Below are 14,026 nucleotides of genomic sequence, written 5' to 3'. Positions count from 1 at the left end.
CTCAGGCTCCTAGTTGGGCGGTGAGCAGGCGCACGGCATCGCCGTGGCGGCGGCCAAAGTCCTCGAGCGCCGGCCGACCTCCGGCGGCATAGACGGCCACGGCGCTCAGCAGATCGCGCAGCAGGTTCGGGCTCGCGCTGTCGAAGGGGCACCAGGCACCACCCGAGAGTTGGGCGATGTCTCGCAGACCTGCCAGGGCATCCGGATCGCGACCCTCCTGAAATACAAACACTGGCACGCCAAGCAGGCGCAGGCACCCAGCCTGGTCGGCAAGGCGATCACGCGGCTCCTCGCAGGCATCGCCGACAAACACCAGGGCACGCAGGGGCGCGCCTTGCGCCGGCTTGCCAGCAGGGCCGGCGGTGACGATGGCATGATCGAGCAGGCGGGCAATCTGGGTCAGGCCAGGAGCACAGCGCACGGCGGTCATGCGCGGAAGCAGTTCATCGGCGCCCCGACACCAGGGCGAGGCCTGAAACTCGCCCAGGCCGCGATAGTGGCACAGCTGGACCTCCAGCCCACCGAGCGCCTGAGTCTCCTCGAACATGGCGGCCTGAATCTGAGTGGCTCTATCCCAGGTGCGCTCGCGACTGGCGGTGGCGTCGAGCGCGAACAGCAGGCGCGCGCTGGGGCCTGTCCCGGGTTGGCGCGCGGCGGCCGGCGGCAGAGCGGCCACCTGGGCAAGAAAGGCATCGACCTCGGCGGTGCTTGAAACAGCCTCGAGTGCCTGCTCGGATTTGCCTGGCGTCCGCTTAATCCTCAAGATCCAGATTCTCCAGCGCTTTCTGAAAACGCTTGGCATGCGAGCGCTCCGTCTTGGCGAGAATCTCGAACCAGTCGGCGATTTCATCGAAACCTTCCTCGCGGGCGGTGCGGGCCATTGCCGGGTAGCCATCGGAGGACTCCTGGATTTCCCCGCTGATGGCGGAGCGCAAATTGTCCGCGGTGGCGCCGATCGGCAAGCCAGTATCAGGATCGCCGACCGCTTCGAGATATTCCAGGTGGCCATGGGCGTGGCCGGTCTCGCCCTCGGCCGCGGACCGAAAAAGCGCGGCCACATCATTGAAGCCTTCGATATCCGCCTTGACGGCGAAGTAGAGATAACGCCGGTTTGCCTTGGCCTCACTGGCAAAGGCGTCGCGCAGACTTTGCTCCGTCTTGCTCCCTTTGAGTTCCATCCCGCGCCTCTTCGTTAAGCTGTGCCAAAGCGGGCCATGGACTGCCAGGCTACCTCCTGGCAGTCGAGATCCGTGACCCGCGCCTGAGGCGGACCCTGCCTTAACCAGGCGCGCAGTTGTTGCACGGCTTCTGGCGGGCCGCAGGCAAGCACTTCGACCCGGCCGTCTGACAAATTGCGCGCCTGACCGCTTAGCCCCAAGCGCTCGGCCTGCTCGCGCGTGGATGCGCGAAAGAACACACCCTGCACCCGTCCGCTGACCAGGCAGCGATAACAGACCTGAGCTTCTTTATCATTGATCATGGCTGTCATGCCTTGCTCCTCGATCAGCTCTCCGATTTGCCCTTGCAATGATGTGCCCTTGCAAGCGGCCACTCAATCGCAACTCCAGGCGGCCCCAAAGTTACCGTGCGGAAATTGTGCGCGCGCGGGCTTGCTGTTGCAATCCCGTCGCCCCTGCCGGGTCGCGAGTCCCGGTTGCTCTTGGCGCGGGGCTTTCCTTTCGGCCCAAAGCCGCCTAAGGTGCGACCCAGATTACCCCTTGCACTTGTTACCGCGCCATGCCAGAAAGCTTTCTACTGACACTGCAAGCGCTCTTTGGGCTGCTGGTTCTGCTCAGCCTGGCCTGGCTGCTCAGCGAATCCCGGCGCGACATCTCGCCGCGGCTGGTGCTGGGTGGCTTGTCGCTGCAATTGCTGCTCGGCTTGCTGCTGCTCAAGTGGCCAATGGCACGCGAGGCCTTCTTATTACTCAATCGCCTGGTGCTGGCCTTGCAGAATGCCACCGATGCGGGAGCGCGCTTTGTCTTCGGCTATCTGGCCGGTGGCGACCCGCCCTTCGCGATCACCGCGCCCGAGCATGCCTTTGTCTTCGCCTTTCGCGCCCTGCCGCTGATTCTGGTGGTCTCGGCGCTGTCGGCCTTGTTGTTTCACTGGCGCATTCTACCGCTTTTTGTGCGCGCCTTTGCCTGGGTGTTGCGCCACACCCTGGGCACCGGGGGCGCGCTTGGCCTAGCCACGGCGGCCAATGTCTTCATCGGCATGACCGAGGCGCCACTGCTGATCCGCCCCTACCTCAAGACGCTCTCACGCCCGGCGCTGTTCGCGCTCATGGTCAGCGGCATGGCCACCATCGCCGGCACCGTCATGCTGCTCTATGCCAGCATCTTGGGTGAATTGATCCCCAATGCCATGGGCCAGATTCTAACCGCCTCCTTAATGAGCGCGCCGGCGGCCCTGGTCATGGCCGGCATCATGCTGCCCGAAAGAACTTGCGACCAGGCCTTTGACGCGCGCATTGAGATCGAATCCGAGAGCGCCATGGATGCCATCACCCGTGGCACTTTGGCCGCCATTCCGCTGATGCTTAATGTGATGGCGCTGCTGATTGTGATGCTGGCGCTGGTCAGCCTGGCCAATGCGCTGCTGGGGCTGCTGCCGGAGCTGGCCGGCGCGCCCCTGAGCCTGGAGCGGCTGCTCGGCTGGCTGTTCGCGCCCATCGTCTGGCTGATTGGTATTCCCTGGGCGGAAGCCCAGAGTGCCGGCGCGCTCATGGGCACCAAAACAGTGCTCAATGAACTGATTGCCTATGTGCAGCTCTCGCAACTCCCGCCCGAGGCACTGAGCGAGCGCAGCCGCCTGATCATGCTCTATGCCTTGTGCGGTTTTGCCAACTTCGGCAGCCTGGGGATCATGATCGGCGGACTGGCAAGCATCGCCCCCGAGCGCCGCTCGGAGATCGTGGCCCTTGGGCTGAAATCCATCCTTGCCGGCACCCTGGCCACGCTGATGACTGGAGCCATTGCTGGACTGCTGCTTGTGTAAGATGAATCCCTAGTAACGCATCAGATGAAAAGCTTTTCCCTCCTCAAGACATCGCCCACACCTGTGCGCAGCCGGCTATTCCGCGATTTGCTGCTGCTGCTCGCCGTCACCCTGGGTATTTTGATTGGCGCCACTTCGCTGCTGATCAAGGACATGAAACACGACATTGCCGAGGCTCGCATTGAGGGCGCCAAGGCGCTGGTCCGCGATGAAGTCCGCGCGCTGCTCACGCCAGTACAGCAGCAACTGTTAATTATCCGCGACCGCCTGCGCAATGCGACCGCGCCACTGCCCCAAACCACCGCGGAGGCGCGTGCTCTGAATGCCCAACTGGTACCCTCGCTCAGTCATATTGCGCAAATTGCCGGCATTGTGTTCGCTAACGATCAAGGCGAAGAGTATTTCCTGCGCCGCGATGGCGAGGGCTGGCTGACACGCCTGCGCGGTCCAGGTCAAGATGCGGACTTTGCCTCCATTCACTGGAACCACCTGGACGAGCACAGTGAAAGCGAGCTGGTGCGGCTGGACTACGATCCGCGCAAGCGGCCCTGGTTCAAGGACGCACAAGAGCAACTCGAGCAAAGCCAGCTACTCGAACACAACCAAGGCGGTGATGACAATCTGGTCTGGAGCCCGCCCTATCGCTTCGAATCGCTCAACGAACCCGGGCTGACCGTCTCCAGCGCCTGGCGTGGCGGGGATACCCTGCTGGTTCTGGCCCTGGATGTGACCCTGGCACGGATTCTCGCCACCGTCGATGGTCTTGCGCTCGGATCGGGCACGGGATTTCTCTTCGACGGCCAGGGAGGTCTTTACACGGATTTTGAGTACCAAGAATCGCCCGGCCAATTACTCGACCAATCACTGGGCCAATCACTGGGCCAATCACTGGGCCAATCACGCCAAAGCCAGCAGGTTTTTTTCTCTGCCGAAACGCAACACGGCGGGCCGCTGCGCTTCAACGCCATTGCCGCCTGGCACGCCGCCGGGCAGCCGGATCAGCGCCTGGTCCGCTTCAGCAGTGGTGGGCGCGACTGGTGGGGCGGCTTTCTGCCACTCACCGGCAATACCGAGGGCGCCTGGATAGGTGTGGCAATCCCGGTCTCCGCCACCCTGGGCATGCTGCAAAGCCGCTGGTATATGCTGGCACTGACCGCCTTGGGAATTGTCGCACTGGGAGTCGGTCTGGCCGCCCTGCTGGTGCGTAAATACAGCCACCAGTTGCGCGAACTGCCCAAGCGTGGCATTAATCCGCGCGACCCGGAAGCCGACCTCCGCGCCCTCATCAGTCGCGGCGAGAACACCCATGTCGAGTTCAAGTCGACCATGCGGATGAACCTGCATACGGGCAAGGCGGGCAAGGAGATCGAACTCGCCTGGCTAAAAGGCGTCGCGGCCTTTCTGAATACCGAAGGCGGCCTGCTGTTGATTGGTATCGCCGATGACGGCGAGGTGCTTGGACTGGAGGCCGATGACTTTGCGAATGACGACAAATGCCGCCTGCATTTCAAAAACCTGGTCAACAGCCATCTGGGCGCCGAATACGCCCGCTTCCTACGACTGGAGCTCTACCGCATCGAGGACAAGACCATCGTCGCCGTGGAATGCGAGCCAGCCGACATGCCCACCTACCTACTCAACAAAGGATCAGAGTCCTTTCTCATCCGCAACGGCCCCTCGAATATCGAACTCCCCATCAGCAAGGCGCTCAATTACATCGCCGCACGATTTTGAAAAAAACACATTCTGTTCTGCAACCATGCCTTGACGGGGAAGCTTGGTTTATCAGCCTAGGGGCTGCGCGACCCTTGCGTGGTCACAGAAGCGGCAGCATGGATTCCGCTCCGCCCAGCCTCACGTGTGCCGCTTGGCAATCGTTCGCGACCAAGAACCTCATCGCCACGATTTCCCTGACACCCTTGCATGGTTCATGGCTATCGGGTGGTTTGGCGGCCCGTGCCAGCCGAGAACAGCGATGATCGCCGCTAACCAGCACGCAGTGCGAACTTGATGGCCTCGAGTCGCGCCAGGCGGATGGCCGCGCGAATCCTGGTCGGTTCGCTGGCGCGGGCGACGGCGCCGGTGTCAACGGCCGCGCAGGCTTGGGCGAGCCGCCGCCAGGTTCTGGCCTGGGGGTAGTCGCGCTCCTCGAAGCCGAGGCGACCGCGAAAGTCGGCCTCGCAGGCAATCAGCACGCGCTCGAAGCGTTCCGGGCGGCGAAACAGATCGGCGCCTTCGAAGACGCCGAGGATGGTGCTGGCGCGCAGTTCGTCGACCTTATGGATCTTGCCATGGTAGCGCGCGACCACTTGTGCCAGTTCCCGGAAGCGGGTCGGCACTGGCAGGCGTTGACAGACCTGCCCGAGCAGCTCCACGCCGCGCTCTTCATGGCCGTGGTGGCTGGGCAACACCTCGGGCGGCGTGGTGCCCTTGCCGAGGTCGTGACAGAGGGCGGCGAACCGCACCTCGGGCTCCTCGGACAGGCGCGCGGCTTGGTTGAGTACCATCATGACATGCACGCCAGTGTCGACTTCCGGATGCCATTGCTCGGGCTGGGGGACGCCCCAGAGACGGTCGAGTTCCGGGAGCAAAATTCTGAGTGCGCCGCAGTGGCGCAGTTCCTCGAAAAAACGCGCCGGCCGTGCCTCGCCCAGCGCCCGGCACAGCTCGGCCCAGACGCGGTCGGGAACCAGGGCGTCGACCTCGCCGGCGGCGACCATCTCGCGCATCAACTCGGCTGTCTCGGGTGCGAGGCGAAATCCGAGTGCGTCGAAGCGCGCGGCGAAACGGGCGACGCGCAGAATGCGCACCGGATCCTCGACAAAGGCCGGGGAGACATGGCGCAGCAGGCGGGCGTCCAGGTCGGCCCGACCGCCGAAAGGGTCGATGATGTGGCCATTGCTGTCCCGGGCCAGGGCATTGATGGTGAGATCGCGGCGCGCCAGATCCTCCTCGAGTGTCACCTCGGGGTCGGCATGGACCACAAAACCGTGATAGCCAGGCGCGCTCTTGCGCTCGGTGCGAGCAAGTGCGTATTCCTCTTTGGTCTCGGGATGCAAAAAGACCGGAAAATCCTTGCCGACCTGGGTGAACCCCTGGGCCAGCATAGTCGTCACATCGCTGCCGACGACCACGAAATCGCGCTCGCGCACCGGCAAGCCCAATAGGCCGTCGCGCACCGCGCCGCCGACCAGATAGGTGCGTGCGCCTGGGATCTGTTCGTCGGTTGTGCTCATCGGCATCCCGTCAGTGCCAGGGGTTGATTCCATGGCGTCCGGTCCCGGGCTCGGCAAGGCGCGCCGGTGCGCGTAGAATCGCGCCTGATCGCGACGCTAGGCTTGCGCGACATCTTTGTTGAGGGCATCTCCCTCGGGGCTAGACTCATGCTGAAAATCGCTCGCAATCTTGTCATTCTTGCTGTTCTGCTCTATGCGCTCTGGCCCTATGTCGCCGTCTTTCGTCTCAATAGCGCCTTGGCAGAGTTGGATGCCCGGGCGTCCACTCAGGCCCTGGCGCCCCTAGTCGATTTGCCAGCCATTCAGGCGCGCTACAAGAGCCGACTCGGCAACACAGTCGATGCCTGGCTGCCAAGGGGTGGAGACAGCGATGAGATGATCGGCTGGCTATCGACAAATCTCCAGCAGCTCGGCGACAGCGCGCTCGATCAGGCCATTACCCTCGATTGGGTGCGTGACAGCCTGCGCGAGGCCATGCTGCGCACGGCACCCGAGAAGCCGGATTCCTTGCTCGCCGCCGTCGATTTTGCCTTTTTCGAATCCTGGAACCGCTTTGTGGTTCGCATCGGTGAGTTGGGCGCGAATCCGACCCATCTGGTGCTGAGGCTTCAAGGTTACCGCTGGCAACTGACGGACATCGCGCGTTAGCCGCGACCGGCGTCACCCGCGCCAGATTACCCGCGTCAGATCAGGCGCGCTCAAACACCATCATGTAGTTCACCCCCATGTAAGGGGTGTAATGGAAGCTGCGATCAAAGGGATTGACGCGCACGCCAGTGCGGTCAAGCACCCGGAACTGGGGACCAAGACCGGTGATTACTTCCTTGGGTTTGACCAGCTTGCGATAGTGATGGGTTCCCTTGGGTAACCAGCGCAACACCCACTCGGCCCCGATGATGGCGGTCAGCCAGGCCACCAGGGTACGGTTGATGGTGGCCACCACCATGACGCCGCCAGGGCGCACCAGGCGCGCGCAGTGACCAAGGAACTCGGGCAGACGCTCGACGTGCTCGACCACCTCCATGTTCAGCACCAAATCGAATTGGGCGCGACTGGCGGAGAGCTCCTCGACCGTGGTCAGGCGGTAGTCGATATCCAGTTCGCTCCACTCGGCATGCAAGCGCGAGACATGGATGTTCTTCTCGGCGATGTCGATGCCCTGCACGCGTGCCCCCAGGCGAGCGACAGATTCACTGAGGATGCCGCCGCCGCAGCCGATGTCCAGCACCTTGAGCCCGGCGAAGGGCAGCTCGCCCCCGGCCGGACGGCCAAGCGCGGCACAGGCCTGCTGGCGGACATAGTCAGCGCGAAAGCTGTTGAGCCGATGCAAGGGCCAGAAGGGCCCCTGCTCGTCCCACCAACGGTGCGCCAGACTCTCGAAATGCGCGACCTCGCGCGGGTCGATACTAGGTGATTGCGGATTTTGGCTCGACATGGCGGTATTGCGCGCTCATAGATGGGGTGACGGACGGATGAAGAAAGCGGACGAAAGTACTGACCGGACGCGATGCAATGCAGGCTGATGATGGAAATAGCGGTTGGGGCTCTGACCTTATCGGTCAGCTAGACCATGGGAATCGCGCACTGCATCTTCAACCGGGCCCACGCCTGGCATGGGATCACCGGGCCTCCCTGAGTCGATATCAGGTTCGGGTTCAGATTCGGGGTCAGGTAGGGCATCACCTGGGCCAGGCTTATTCGGCCCGACTTCCGTTGGCCCAGCGTCAGTTGGCCCAGCGTCGGTTGGACCAGCCTCATGGCGCTCGGTATCATCCGTAAAGCCCGCCGCCAGCGACAGGATCTGCCGCATGATGGGTTGTTCATCCCACTCCCGTTCGCCAAGGGCGATCAAACGCAAGCGCCCGTCGGCATCCACCACGAAGGTGGTCGGCAAACCGCGCAGCGGCCAGGCCTGGGTGACCTTGCCGCCCGGGTCGAGCAACAGTGGAAAGCTGACTCCGAGGCTCTTGGCGAAATCGGCCACTGTGCCACCATCCTCATCGACATTGATGGCGAGGAAACGCACGCCCTTGTCGCGCAGCTCCTGCCAGGCGCGCTCCATGGCTGGCATCTCGGCGCGGCAGGGAGGACACCAGGTGGCCCAGAAGTTGACCAGAACTATCTCACCGCGCAGATCAGCGAGCGCGACCCGGGCGCCATCTGGCGTTTGTAATTCAAAGGCGGGCGCCAGGGGCGCCTCTGGCATAGGGTCAAGCAGATCACCCCGCGCCAAGGCGGTTAAAGGGATCATCACCAGTAGGGCGCTCATCAACCAGCCAAGCCTTGTCAGCGCGGGCCCCGGCTCCAGACCAAATGATCGGACCGAAGGGGCCGAAGAAATCCATCGGACATGGAAATAACAAGCCAACGTCTTGAAAGTCATGCATCAAACTCCAGCCAAGCTTCAGTGACCGGGCGCCAACGGGCACGCCTTGATCTTAAGGCCCTGGGCTCGCCCCCGGATCTGTTGATAGCGACAGTCTAACCCCTCTCCCACAACGGCAACAGGCCCAGGAGAATCGCCTCTAAGGATTTTCGCGAGGATTCCGCTTTCCAATTAGACTAAGCCTTGACGCCGGAGACTGGCCAGATCACAGACAATTTTCATGCTTCGGCATCCGCCAGGCACCACCATACCCGTTGCCCGATAAGGTCAAGCCTTGACTGATATCAGCTCCCAACCCGGTTTCAATTCCAGCGCGCCTCCTGAACCCGCGGACCAAAGGCCGCCCGCGCCCAAGGCAGCCAGGGCTGTGCGCCGCCACCGCACCCTCGGACTGCAGGCGCGCCTGACGTTGTTGTTCTTTGGCATCGCGCTCTTTGTCTCCGGCTTCACCACCCTGACACTGCTGCAAGTGGCGCGCGATCAGGTGCGCGACGATCTGCGCCAGCGATTGCTTGATCTCGCCCAGGTTGGCAGCCTAGGCATCGACGGCGAGCGCCATGCCGCCATCACCACCCAAGCCGGCATGCAGGCGCCAGAATATTTGCACATCAAAGCCATCCTGCAAGGCATCCGCGATTCGGCCGCCGACATCGGCGAAGTCTACAGCATGCGCCGCGGCCCCGATGGTGAGATTGAATTCGTGGTCGATGCCGAGGAAGATCCCGCCAATCTGGCCACGCTGGGCGAACTCTATGAGGAACCCGGCGAGGCGCTGGCCAAGCAGTTCGACACCCTGGAGGGCCCCCTGGTCGAGACCGACTTTTACACCGACCCATGGGGCACCTGGCTGTCCGGCTATGCACCCATCCGCGATCACGCCGGCACGCGGGTGGCGCTGCTCGGTATCGACATCTCCGCCGCCACCGTCCGCGCTTACGAACAACGCCTAGCCCTGATCGCCGGCGCTGTCTTTCTGCTGTCGGTACCGCTCGTGCTGCTGATCGGTTATCTGGTCGGTCGCGCCATCGCCCGCCCCATCGCCGAGCTTGAACGCGGCGTGGCGCGCGTGGGCGAAGGCGATCTCAGCGTGCGCATTGGCAGCGACCGCCCCGATGAAATCGGTCGCCTGGCGGACGCCTTCGACCGCATGGCCGACCGCCTGGCCGAGAGTCGCGCGCGCCGCACCGAGTTATTGAATAAATATCGCGGCCTGTTCGACAACGCGGTCGAGGGTATCTTTCAGACCACCGCCGATGGGCGCTTTGTGGCCGCCAACCCGGCACTGCTTGAGTTGCTCGGCTATCCGTCGCTGGAGACTTTGCAGGCGGAAGTGCGCAGCATCGCCACGGATGTCTATGTCGATCCGGGTGTGCGCGCCGAACTGATCAACCGCATGCGCAACGAGGGCCGGGTCGCCGCCATGGAGGTGGAGCTGAAAGGCCGTGACGGCCGCCCTTTCTGGGGCGAGATCAGCCTGCGCACCGGCCATGACCCCGACACCATCGAGGGCATGTTGATCGATGTGACCGCGCGCCGCGAGCGCCTCCAGAACGAGCAGGCGCGCCGGGCGGCCGAGGCGGCCAGCGCGGCCAAGAGCGGTTTTCTCGCCAACATGAGCCATGAAATCCGCACCCCGCTCAATGCCATCATGGGTCTGACCGACCTGCTGCTGCGCGGCGCGCTTGAATCCCGCCAGCAGGAATTCCTGACCAAGATCAAGCTTGCATCCAAAAGCCTGCTCGCGGTCATCAACGACATCCTCGACTTTTCCAAGATCGAGGCCGGCCATCTGGAGATTGAACAGACTGACTTCTCCCTGCACGAACTGATGGCCAACCTGAGCGAGATGTTCGCCTACCGCGCGCATGAGAAAGGCGTTGAGTTGATCGTTGCCATCGCGCCCGGCACCCCGACCGAACTCATCGGCGACCCGACACGCCTGAGTCAGATCCTGATCAACCTGACCGGCAATGCGCTGAAGTTCACCGAACAGGGCGAGGTGCAGATCACCGCCGATCTGGCGCCGGACGCAGCCTCGCCCAGCACTGGCGCTGGCACTGGCGCTAGCGAACAGGACGCCGTGCATCTGCGACTGCGGGTGCGCGACACCGGCCCCGGCATCGCACCCGAGCGCTTGGAAGCCATTTTCGAGGCCTTCGCCCAAGCCGATGGATCGGTGACCCGCCGTCACGGCGGCACCGGCCTGGGGCTGGCCATCTGCCGCCGACTCGCGCGCCTGATGGGCGGCGATGTCAGGGTCGAGAGCACCGCCGGGGAGGGCAGCACCTTTACCGCCACCGCCTGCCTGCGACGTCAGCCGAGCCGCGCAAGCATGCCGCCGCGCACGCCAACCGACCTGCGCGGTCTGCGCGTGCTGGTGGTGGAGGACAACGCCACCTCGCGCGAGATGCTGGTCGCCCAGATCGAGTCCTTTCAGATGCGGGCGATGGCGGTCGCCTCGGGCGAAGAAGCGCTCAGCGCGCTGGCTGATCCCGAGCAGCCCTTCGACCTGGTGCTGCTCGACTGGAAAATGCCGGGTCTCAATGGACTCGAGACCGCGGTGCGCATCCGCCAGGATCTCAAGCTGCCGCACACCCCCGTGGTGTGCATGATCTCGGCCTATGCGCGCGAGGATCTGCTGCAACAATCCGAGCGCTCGGTGCTCGATGCCTTTCTGCACAAACCGGTCAATCAGTCTTTTCTGTTCGACACCATTGTGTCGCTGTTCGGCCATCAAGACGCCGCCACCAGCACCCGTCCGACCCTGCTTGCCGAGGCTAGCGAGCGCCCGCCACCCGACCTCGGCGGTCAGCGCGTGCTGTTGGTGGAGGATATCGAAATGAACCGCCTGGTCGCGCTCGAGTGGCTGGAGGCCGCCAAGCTCGACACCGAGATTGCCGAGAATGGCCTGCAGGCACTCAACAAGGTTCGCGAGCACCACTACGACGCGGTGCTGATGGACATTCAGATGCCGGAACTCGACGGTCTGGAAGCCACCCGCCGCATCCGCGCCGAGTTCCCCGAGCGCCCTCTGCCCATCATCGCCATGACCGCCCATGCACTCAAGGGCGACATGGAGCGCTGCCTGGCCGCCGGCATGGACGACTATCTGAGCAAGCCAATTGATCCGGCACAATTGTTCAGCGTGCTCGAACGCTGGCTGGACACAAAGGGCGCGCCGCCGGCGGCATCACCGCCAATGACTGAGCAAGTGACCGATCAAGTGACCGATCACCCAGGATCCCTTCCCTCCTCCACCCAGCCGCGGTCAGTCGCCACAGCGGCACGGTCTCACTCAGCGACAAGCCCGGACGCTCCGGAACTCGACCAACACCCACTGCCGGGCATTGCACTCGAGGCCGGACTCGCGCGCGCCAACAACAACCGCAAGCTCTATCTAAAAATCCTGCGCAGCTTTTTCACCAGCAACGCCCAGGCCCTCGCCGAGATTACAGCCGCGCTTCAGGCTGGACAGAGCGAGGACGCGCGTCGGCGTATCCACAGCATCAAGGGCATGGCCGGAAACCTCGGGGCCGAGCCCTTGCATCAGGCGGCCCTGGCCTTGGAAACCGCCGTGGCCGCGCATCGGCGCGCGGCCCTTGACACCCCCGACTGGCGGATTTTCAGCGAACGACTCACCGAGGTAGTCGAGGGCGTGCGCCCGTTGATCAATCCGCCCAAGACTCAAACAGCGACTCCGACGTCGGCGACTCCTTCATCGGCAACCTTGGCACCAGCGACCGCAAGCCCGGAGCCGCTGCTCGACCCAGCCGCCGTTCGAATACTGCTGAGCCAACTGGCCAGGCAACTTGATGATGACCTAGGCGTCGCTGGCGAAACCCTCGAGGCCCTGCGCCCGACCCTGCTAACATATCCAGCAACCCAAGCCAGCGCCGGCAACCGCCACGCCCAGATCGCCGCCGCCATCGACGACTTCGAGATCGAAACCGCCATCGATCTGGTCCAGCAGTGTCTGGCCGAGCTGCCCGCGGCTGACAGCCACCAGACAAAGCCCTGACATAGGACATCGCACCCACCTCAGCATCCCATGAACAGCCCAGAACGCCGCCACAAGATTCTGATTGTTGACGACACCAAAGAGAACATCGAGCTGCTGATGGAACTCTTTCGCGGTGACTATCGTGTCAGCGCCGCCACCACGCCGGAGCGCGCGCTCAAACTCGCGCGCTCCGAGCCGCAGCCCGATCTGGTTCTGTTCGACATTCTGATGCCCGTGATGGATGGTTATCAGGTGTGTGCCGCCCTGAAAAACGACGAAACCACCAAGCGCATCCCGGTCATCTTCGTCACCGCGGTTTCCGAGGTCATGGATGCCGCCAAGGGCTTTGCCAGTGGCGCCGTGGATTACATTACCAAGCCCTTTCATCCGCCGGTGGTCAAGGCGCGGGTTGCCCTGCATCTGGATCTGAAAAACAAATACGATCTGCTCGAGACCTACGCCTTCATCGACGCTCTGACGGAAATCCCCAACCGCCGCCGCTTCGAACAGACCTTGGACGAGGAATGGCGCCGCGCCCAGCGCACCGGCCAGCCACTGTCACTGCTGTTGTTCGATGTCGACCACTTCAAGCCCTTCAACGATAACTACGGCCATGGCAAGGGTGATCAGTGTCTGCGCCAACTCGCGCACGCCGCCAGCAATGTCCTGCGGCGCTCGGGTGATTTCATCGCCCGCTACGGTGGCGAGGAATTCATGGTCATTCTGCCGCACGCGGATGCCGAACAGGCCACAGGCATCGCCCAGGACATCAGCGACGCGGTCGATGCCCTCGCCATTGTGCACGAGCATTCGCCAGTCGATGCCCATGTCACCATTAGCATCGGCCTGGTGACCCTGCACCCGCATCCGCCCGGTCAATCCTCGCTCACCAACGCCGCCTTGGTTGAACTGGCCGACCGCGCCCTGTACGCAGCCAAGGGCGCTGGCCGCCACCGCATCGAGCGGATCGACCCGGACGCATGAGCACAACCAAAGGCAAAGCCGTAAACAAAAGCGGTCCTCGCGCCGGCCCGGCCATCCCGTGGCTGGCTCCTCTGGCTACGATTGCGCTGCTTGGCATTGGCGGTGCGAGCTGGGCTGCGTCGCTGGCAGATGACTCGCACACATCAGATTCCAGGCGCACCCAAAGCGCCATCAAATCCCCAGCCCCCAAACTCACCGCCGATCAGGCCGCTGAGCGCGCCCGCGAGCAAACCGGCGGTCATGTCGTCAGCATTCGCCAGCATCCGGATGGCTACTGGGTGCGCATGTTGAGCGCTCGCGGCCAAGTGCGAGAGATCTGGGTACCGTCCGCCAATCGCTAAACGTAGGGAGTCCATCCGCCAGCCCGCCGGAGCGCTAATCCGCCATCCTCGCCCTACGCCAACGCCAAAACCGTTATAT

At 63.5% G+C, this 14,026-nt stretch carries 12 protein-coding genes; 6 read left to right on the top strand and 6 right to left on the bottom strand.

All coding sequences use genetic code 11. The annotated features are described in order from the left end of the window. Window position 1: 1 nt before the first annotated feature. The 3 genes from Thiowin_RS10975 to Thiowin_RS10965 are packed head-to-tail and all read right to left on the bottom strand — an operon-like array spanning window position 2 to window position 1,489. Window positions 2-763: a VWA domain-containing protein gene (locus Thiowin_RS10975; RefSeq protein ID WP_408034189.1), complete on the bottom strand. Its 762-nt coding sequence runs from the start codon at window positions 761-763 to the stop codon at window positions 2-4. Continuing rightward, complete coding sequence (locus Thiowin_RS10970; protein ID WP_328987769.1) at window positions 753-1,178, bottom strand: rubrerythrin family protein; 426 nt, start codon at window positions 1,176-1,178, stop codon at window positions 753-755. Before Thiowin_RS10970 ends, Thiowin_RS10975 begins: the two co-directional genes overlap by 11 nt. A gap of 14 nt (window positions 1,179-1,192) precedes the next feature. Then, on the bottom strand, window positions 1,193-1,489 hold the full coding sequence (locus Thiowin_RS10965; RefSeq protein ID WP_328988059.1) for an acylphosphatase: 297 nt from the start codon (window positions 1,487-1,489) through the stop codon (window positions 1,193-1,195). Window positions 1,490-1,737: 248 nt separating this feature from the next. On the opposite strand from Thiowin_RS10965, the gene Thiowin_RS10960 reads away from it, so the two are divergent. Together Thiowin_RS10960 and Thiowin_RS10955 are read left to right on the top strand one after the other, a co-directional pair. Continuing rightward, the gene (locus Thiowin_RS10960; RefSeq protein ID WP_328987768.1) at window positions 1,738-3,000 is read left to right on the top strand and encodes a NupC/NupG family nucleoside CNT transporter; all 1,263 of its coding nucleotides are present in this window, start codon (window positions 1,738-1,740) and stop codon (window positions 2,998-3,000) included. Window positions 3,001-3,024: 24 nt separating this feature from the next. After that, complete coding sequence (locus Thiowin_RS10955; protein ID WP_328987767.1) at window positions 3,025-4,734, top strand: RNA-binding domain-containing protein; 1,710 nt, start codon at window positions 3,025-3,027, stop codon at window positions 4,732-4,734. A 251-nt stretch (window positions 4,735-4,985) separates the two neighbouring features. On the opposite strand, the gene Thiowin_RS10950 is transcribed toward Thiowin_RS10955, so the two are convergent. Beyond that, entirely contained in the window at window positions 4,986-6,236 is a 1,251-nt protein-coding gene (locus Thiowin_RS10950; protein WP_328988058.1) for a multifunctional CCA addition/repair protein, read from the bottom strand. A gap of 66 nt (window positions 6,237-6,302) precedes the next feature. Here Thiowin_RS10950 and Thiowin_RS10945 point away from each other — a divergent pair, with 66 nt between their 5' ends. After that, window positions 6,303-6,884, top strand: a complete 582-nt coding sequence (locus Thiowin_RS10945) for a DUF2939 domain-containing protein (RefSeq protein ID WP_328987766.1) — start codon at window positions 6,303-6,305, stop codon at window positions 6,882-6,884. Between the two features lie 40 nt (window positions 6,885-6,924). Here Thiowin_RS10945 and ubiG read toward each other — a convergent pair whose 3' ends face one another. Together ubiG and Thiowin_RS10935 are read right to left on the bottom strand one after the other, a co-directional pair. Next, entirely contained in the window at window positions 6,925-7,671 is a 747-nt protein-coding gene (gene ubiG / locus Thiowin_RS10940; RefSeq protein ID WP_328987765.1) for a bifunctional 2-polyprenyl-6-hydroxyphenol methylase/3-demethylubiquinol 3-O-methyltransferase UbiG, read from the bottom strand. 117 nt (window positions 7,672-7,788) lie between these two features. Next, window positions 7,789-8,505 carry a peroxiredoxin family protein gene (locus Thiowin_RS10935; protein ID WP_328987764.1) on the bottom strand — a complete coding sequence of 239 codons (717 nt, stop codon included), beginning with the start codon at window positions 8,503-8,505 and terminating at the stop codon, window positions 7,789-7,791. A gap of 391 nt (window positions 8,506-8,896) precedes the next feature. Here Thiowin_RS10935 and Thiowin_RS10930 point away from each other — a divergent pair, with 391 nt between their 5' ends. Genes Thiowin_RS10930 through Thiowin_RS10920 form a run of 3 tightly spaced genes read left to right on the top strand, consistent with a single transcriptional unit; the run spans window position 8,897 to window position 13,947 of the window. Then, window positions 8,897-12,640 (top strand): response regulator, encoded by a 3,744-nt coding sequence (locus Thiowin_RS10930; protein ID WP_328987763.1) that lies wholly within the window; start codon window positions 8,897-8,899, stop codon window positions 12,638-12,640. Between the two features lie 30 nt (window positions 12,641-12,670). Next, window positions 12,671-13,606 carry a GGDEF domain-containing response regulator gene (locus tag Thiowin_RS10925; RefSeq protein WP_328987762.1) on the top strand — a complete coding sequence of 312 codons (936 nt, stop codon included), beginning with the start codon at window positions 12,671-12,673 and terminating at the stop codon, window positions 13,604-13,606. Further along, complete coding sequence (locus Thiowin_RS10920) at window positions 13,603-13,947, top strand: hypothetical protein (protein WP_328987761.1); 345 nt, start codon at window positions 13,603-13,605, stop codon at window positions 13,945-13,947. The genes Thiowin_RS10925 and Thiowin_RS10920 overlap by 4 nt, the downstream gene beginning before the upstream one ends. Window positions 13,948-14,026 lie beyond the last annotated feature (79 nt).

Origin of the sequence: Thiorhodovibrio winogradskyi (assembly GCF_036208045.1) — a bacterium.
Taxonomy (GTDB): domain Bacteria; phylum Pseudomonadota; class Gammaproteobacteria; order Chromatiales; family Chromatiaceae; genus Thiorhodovibrio; species Thiorhodovibrio winogradskyi.
This window is presented reverse-complemented; position numbering and strand designations above follow the sequence as displayed.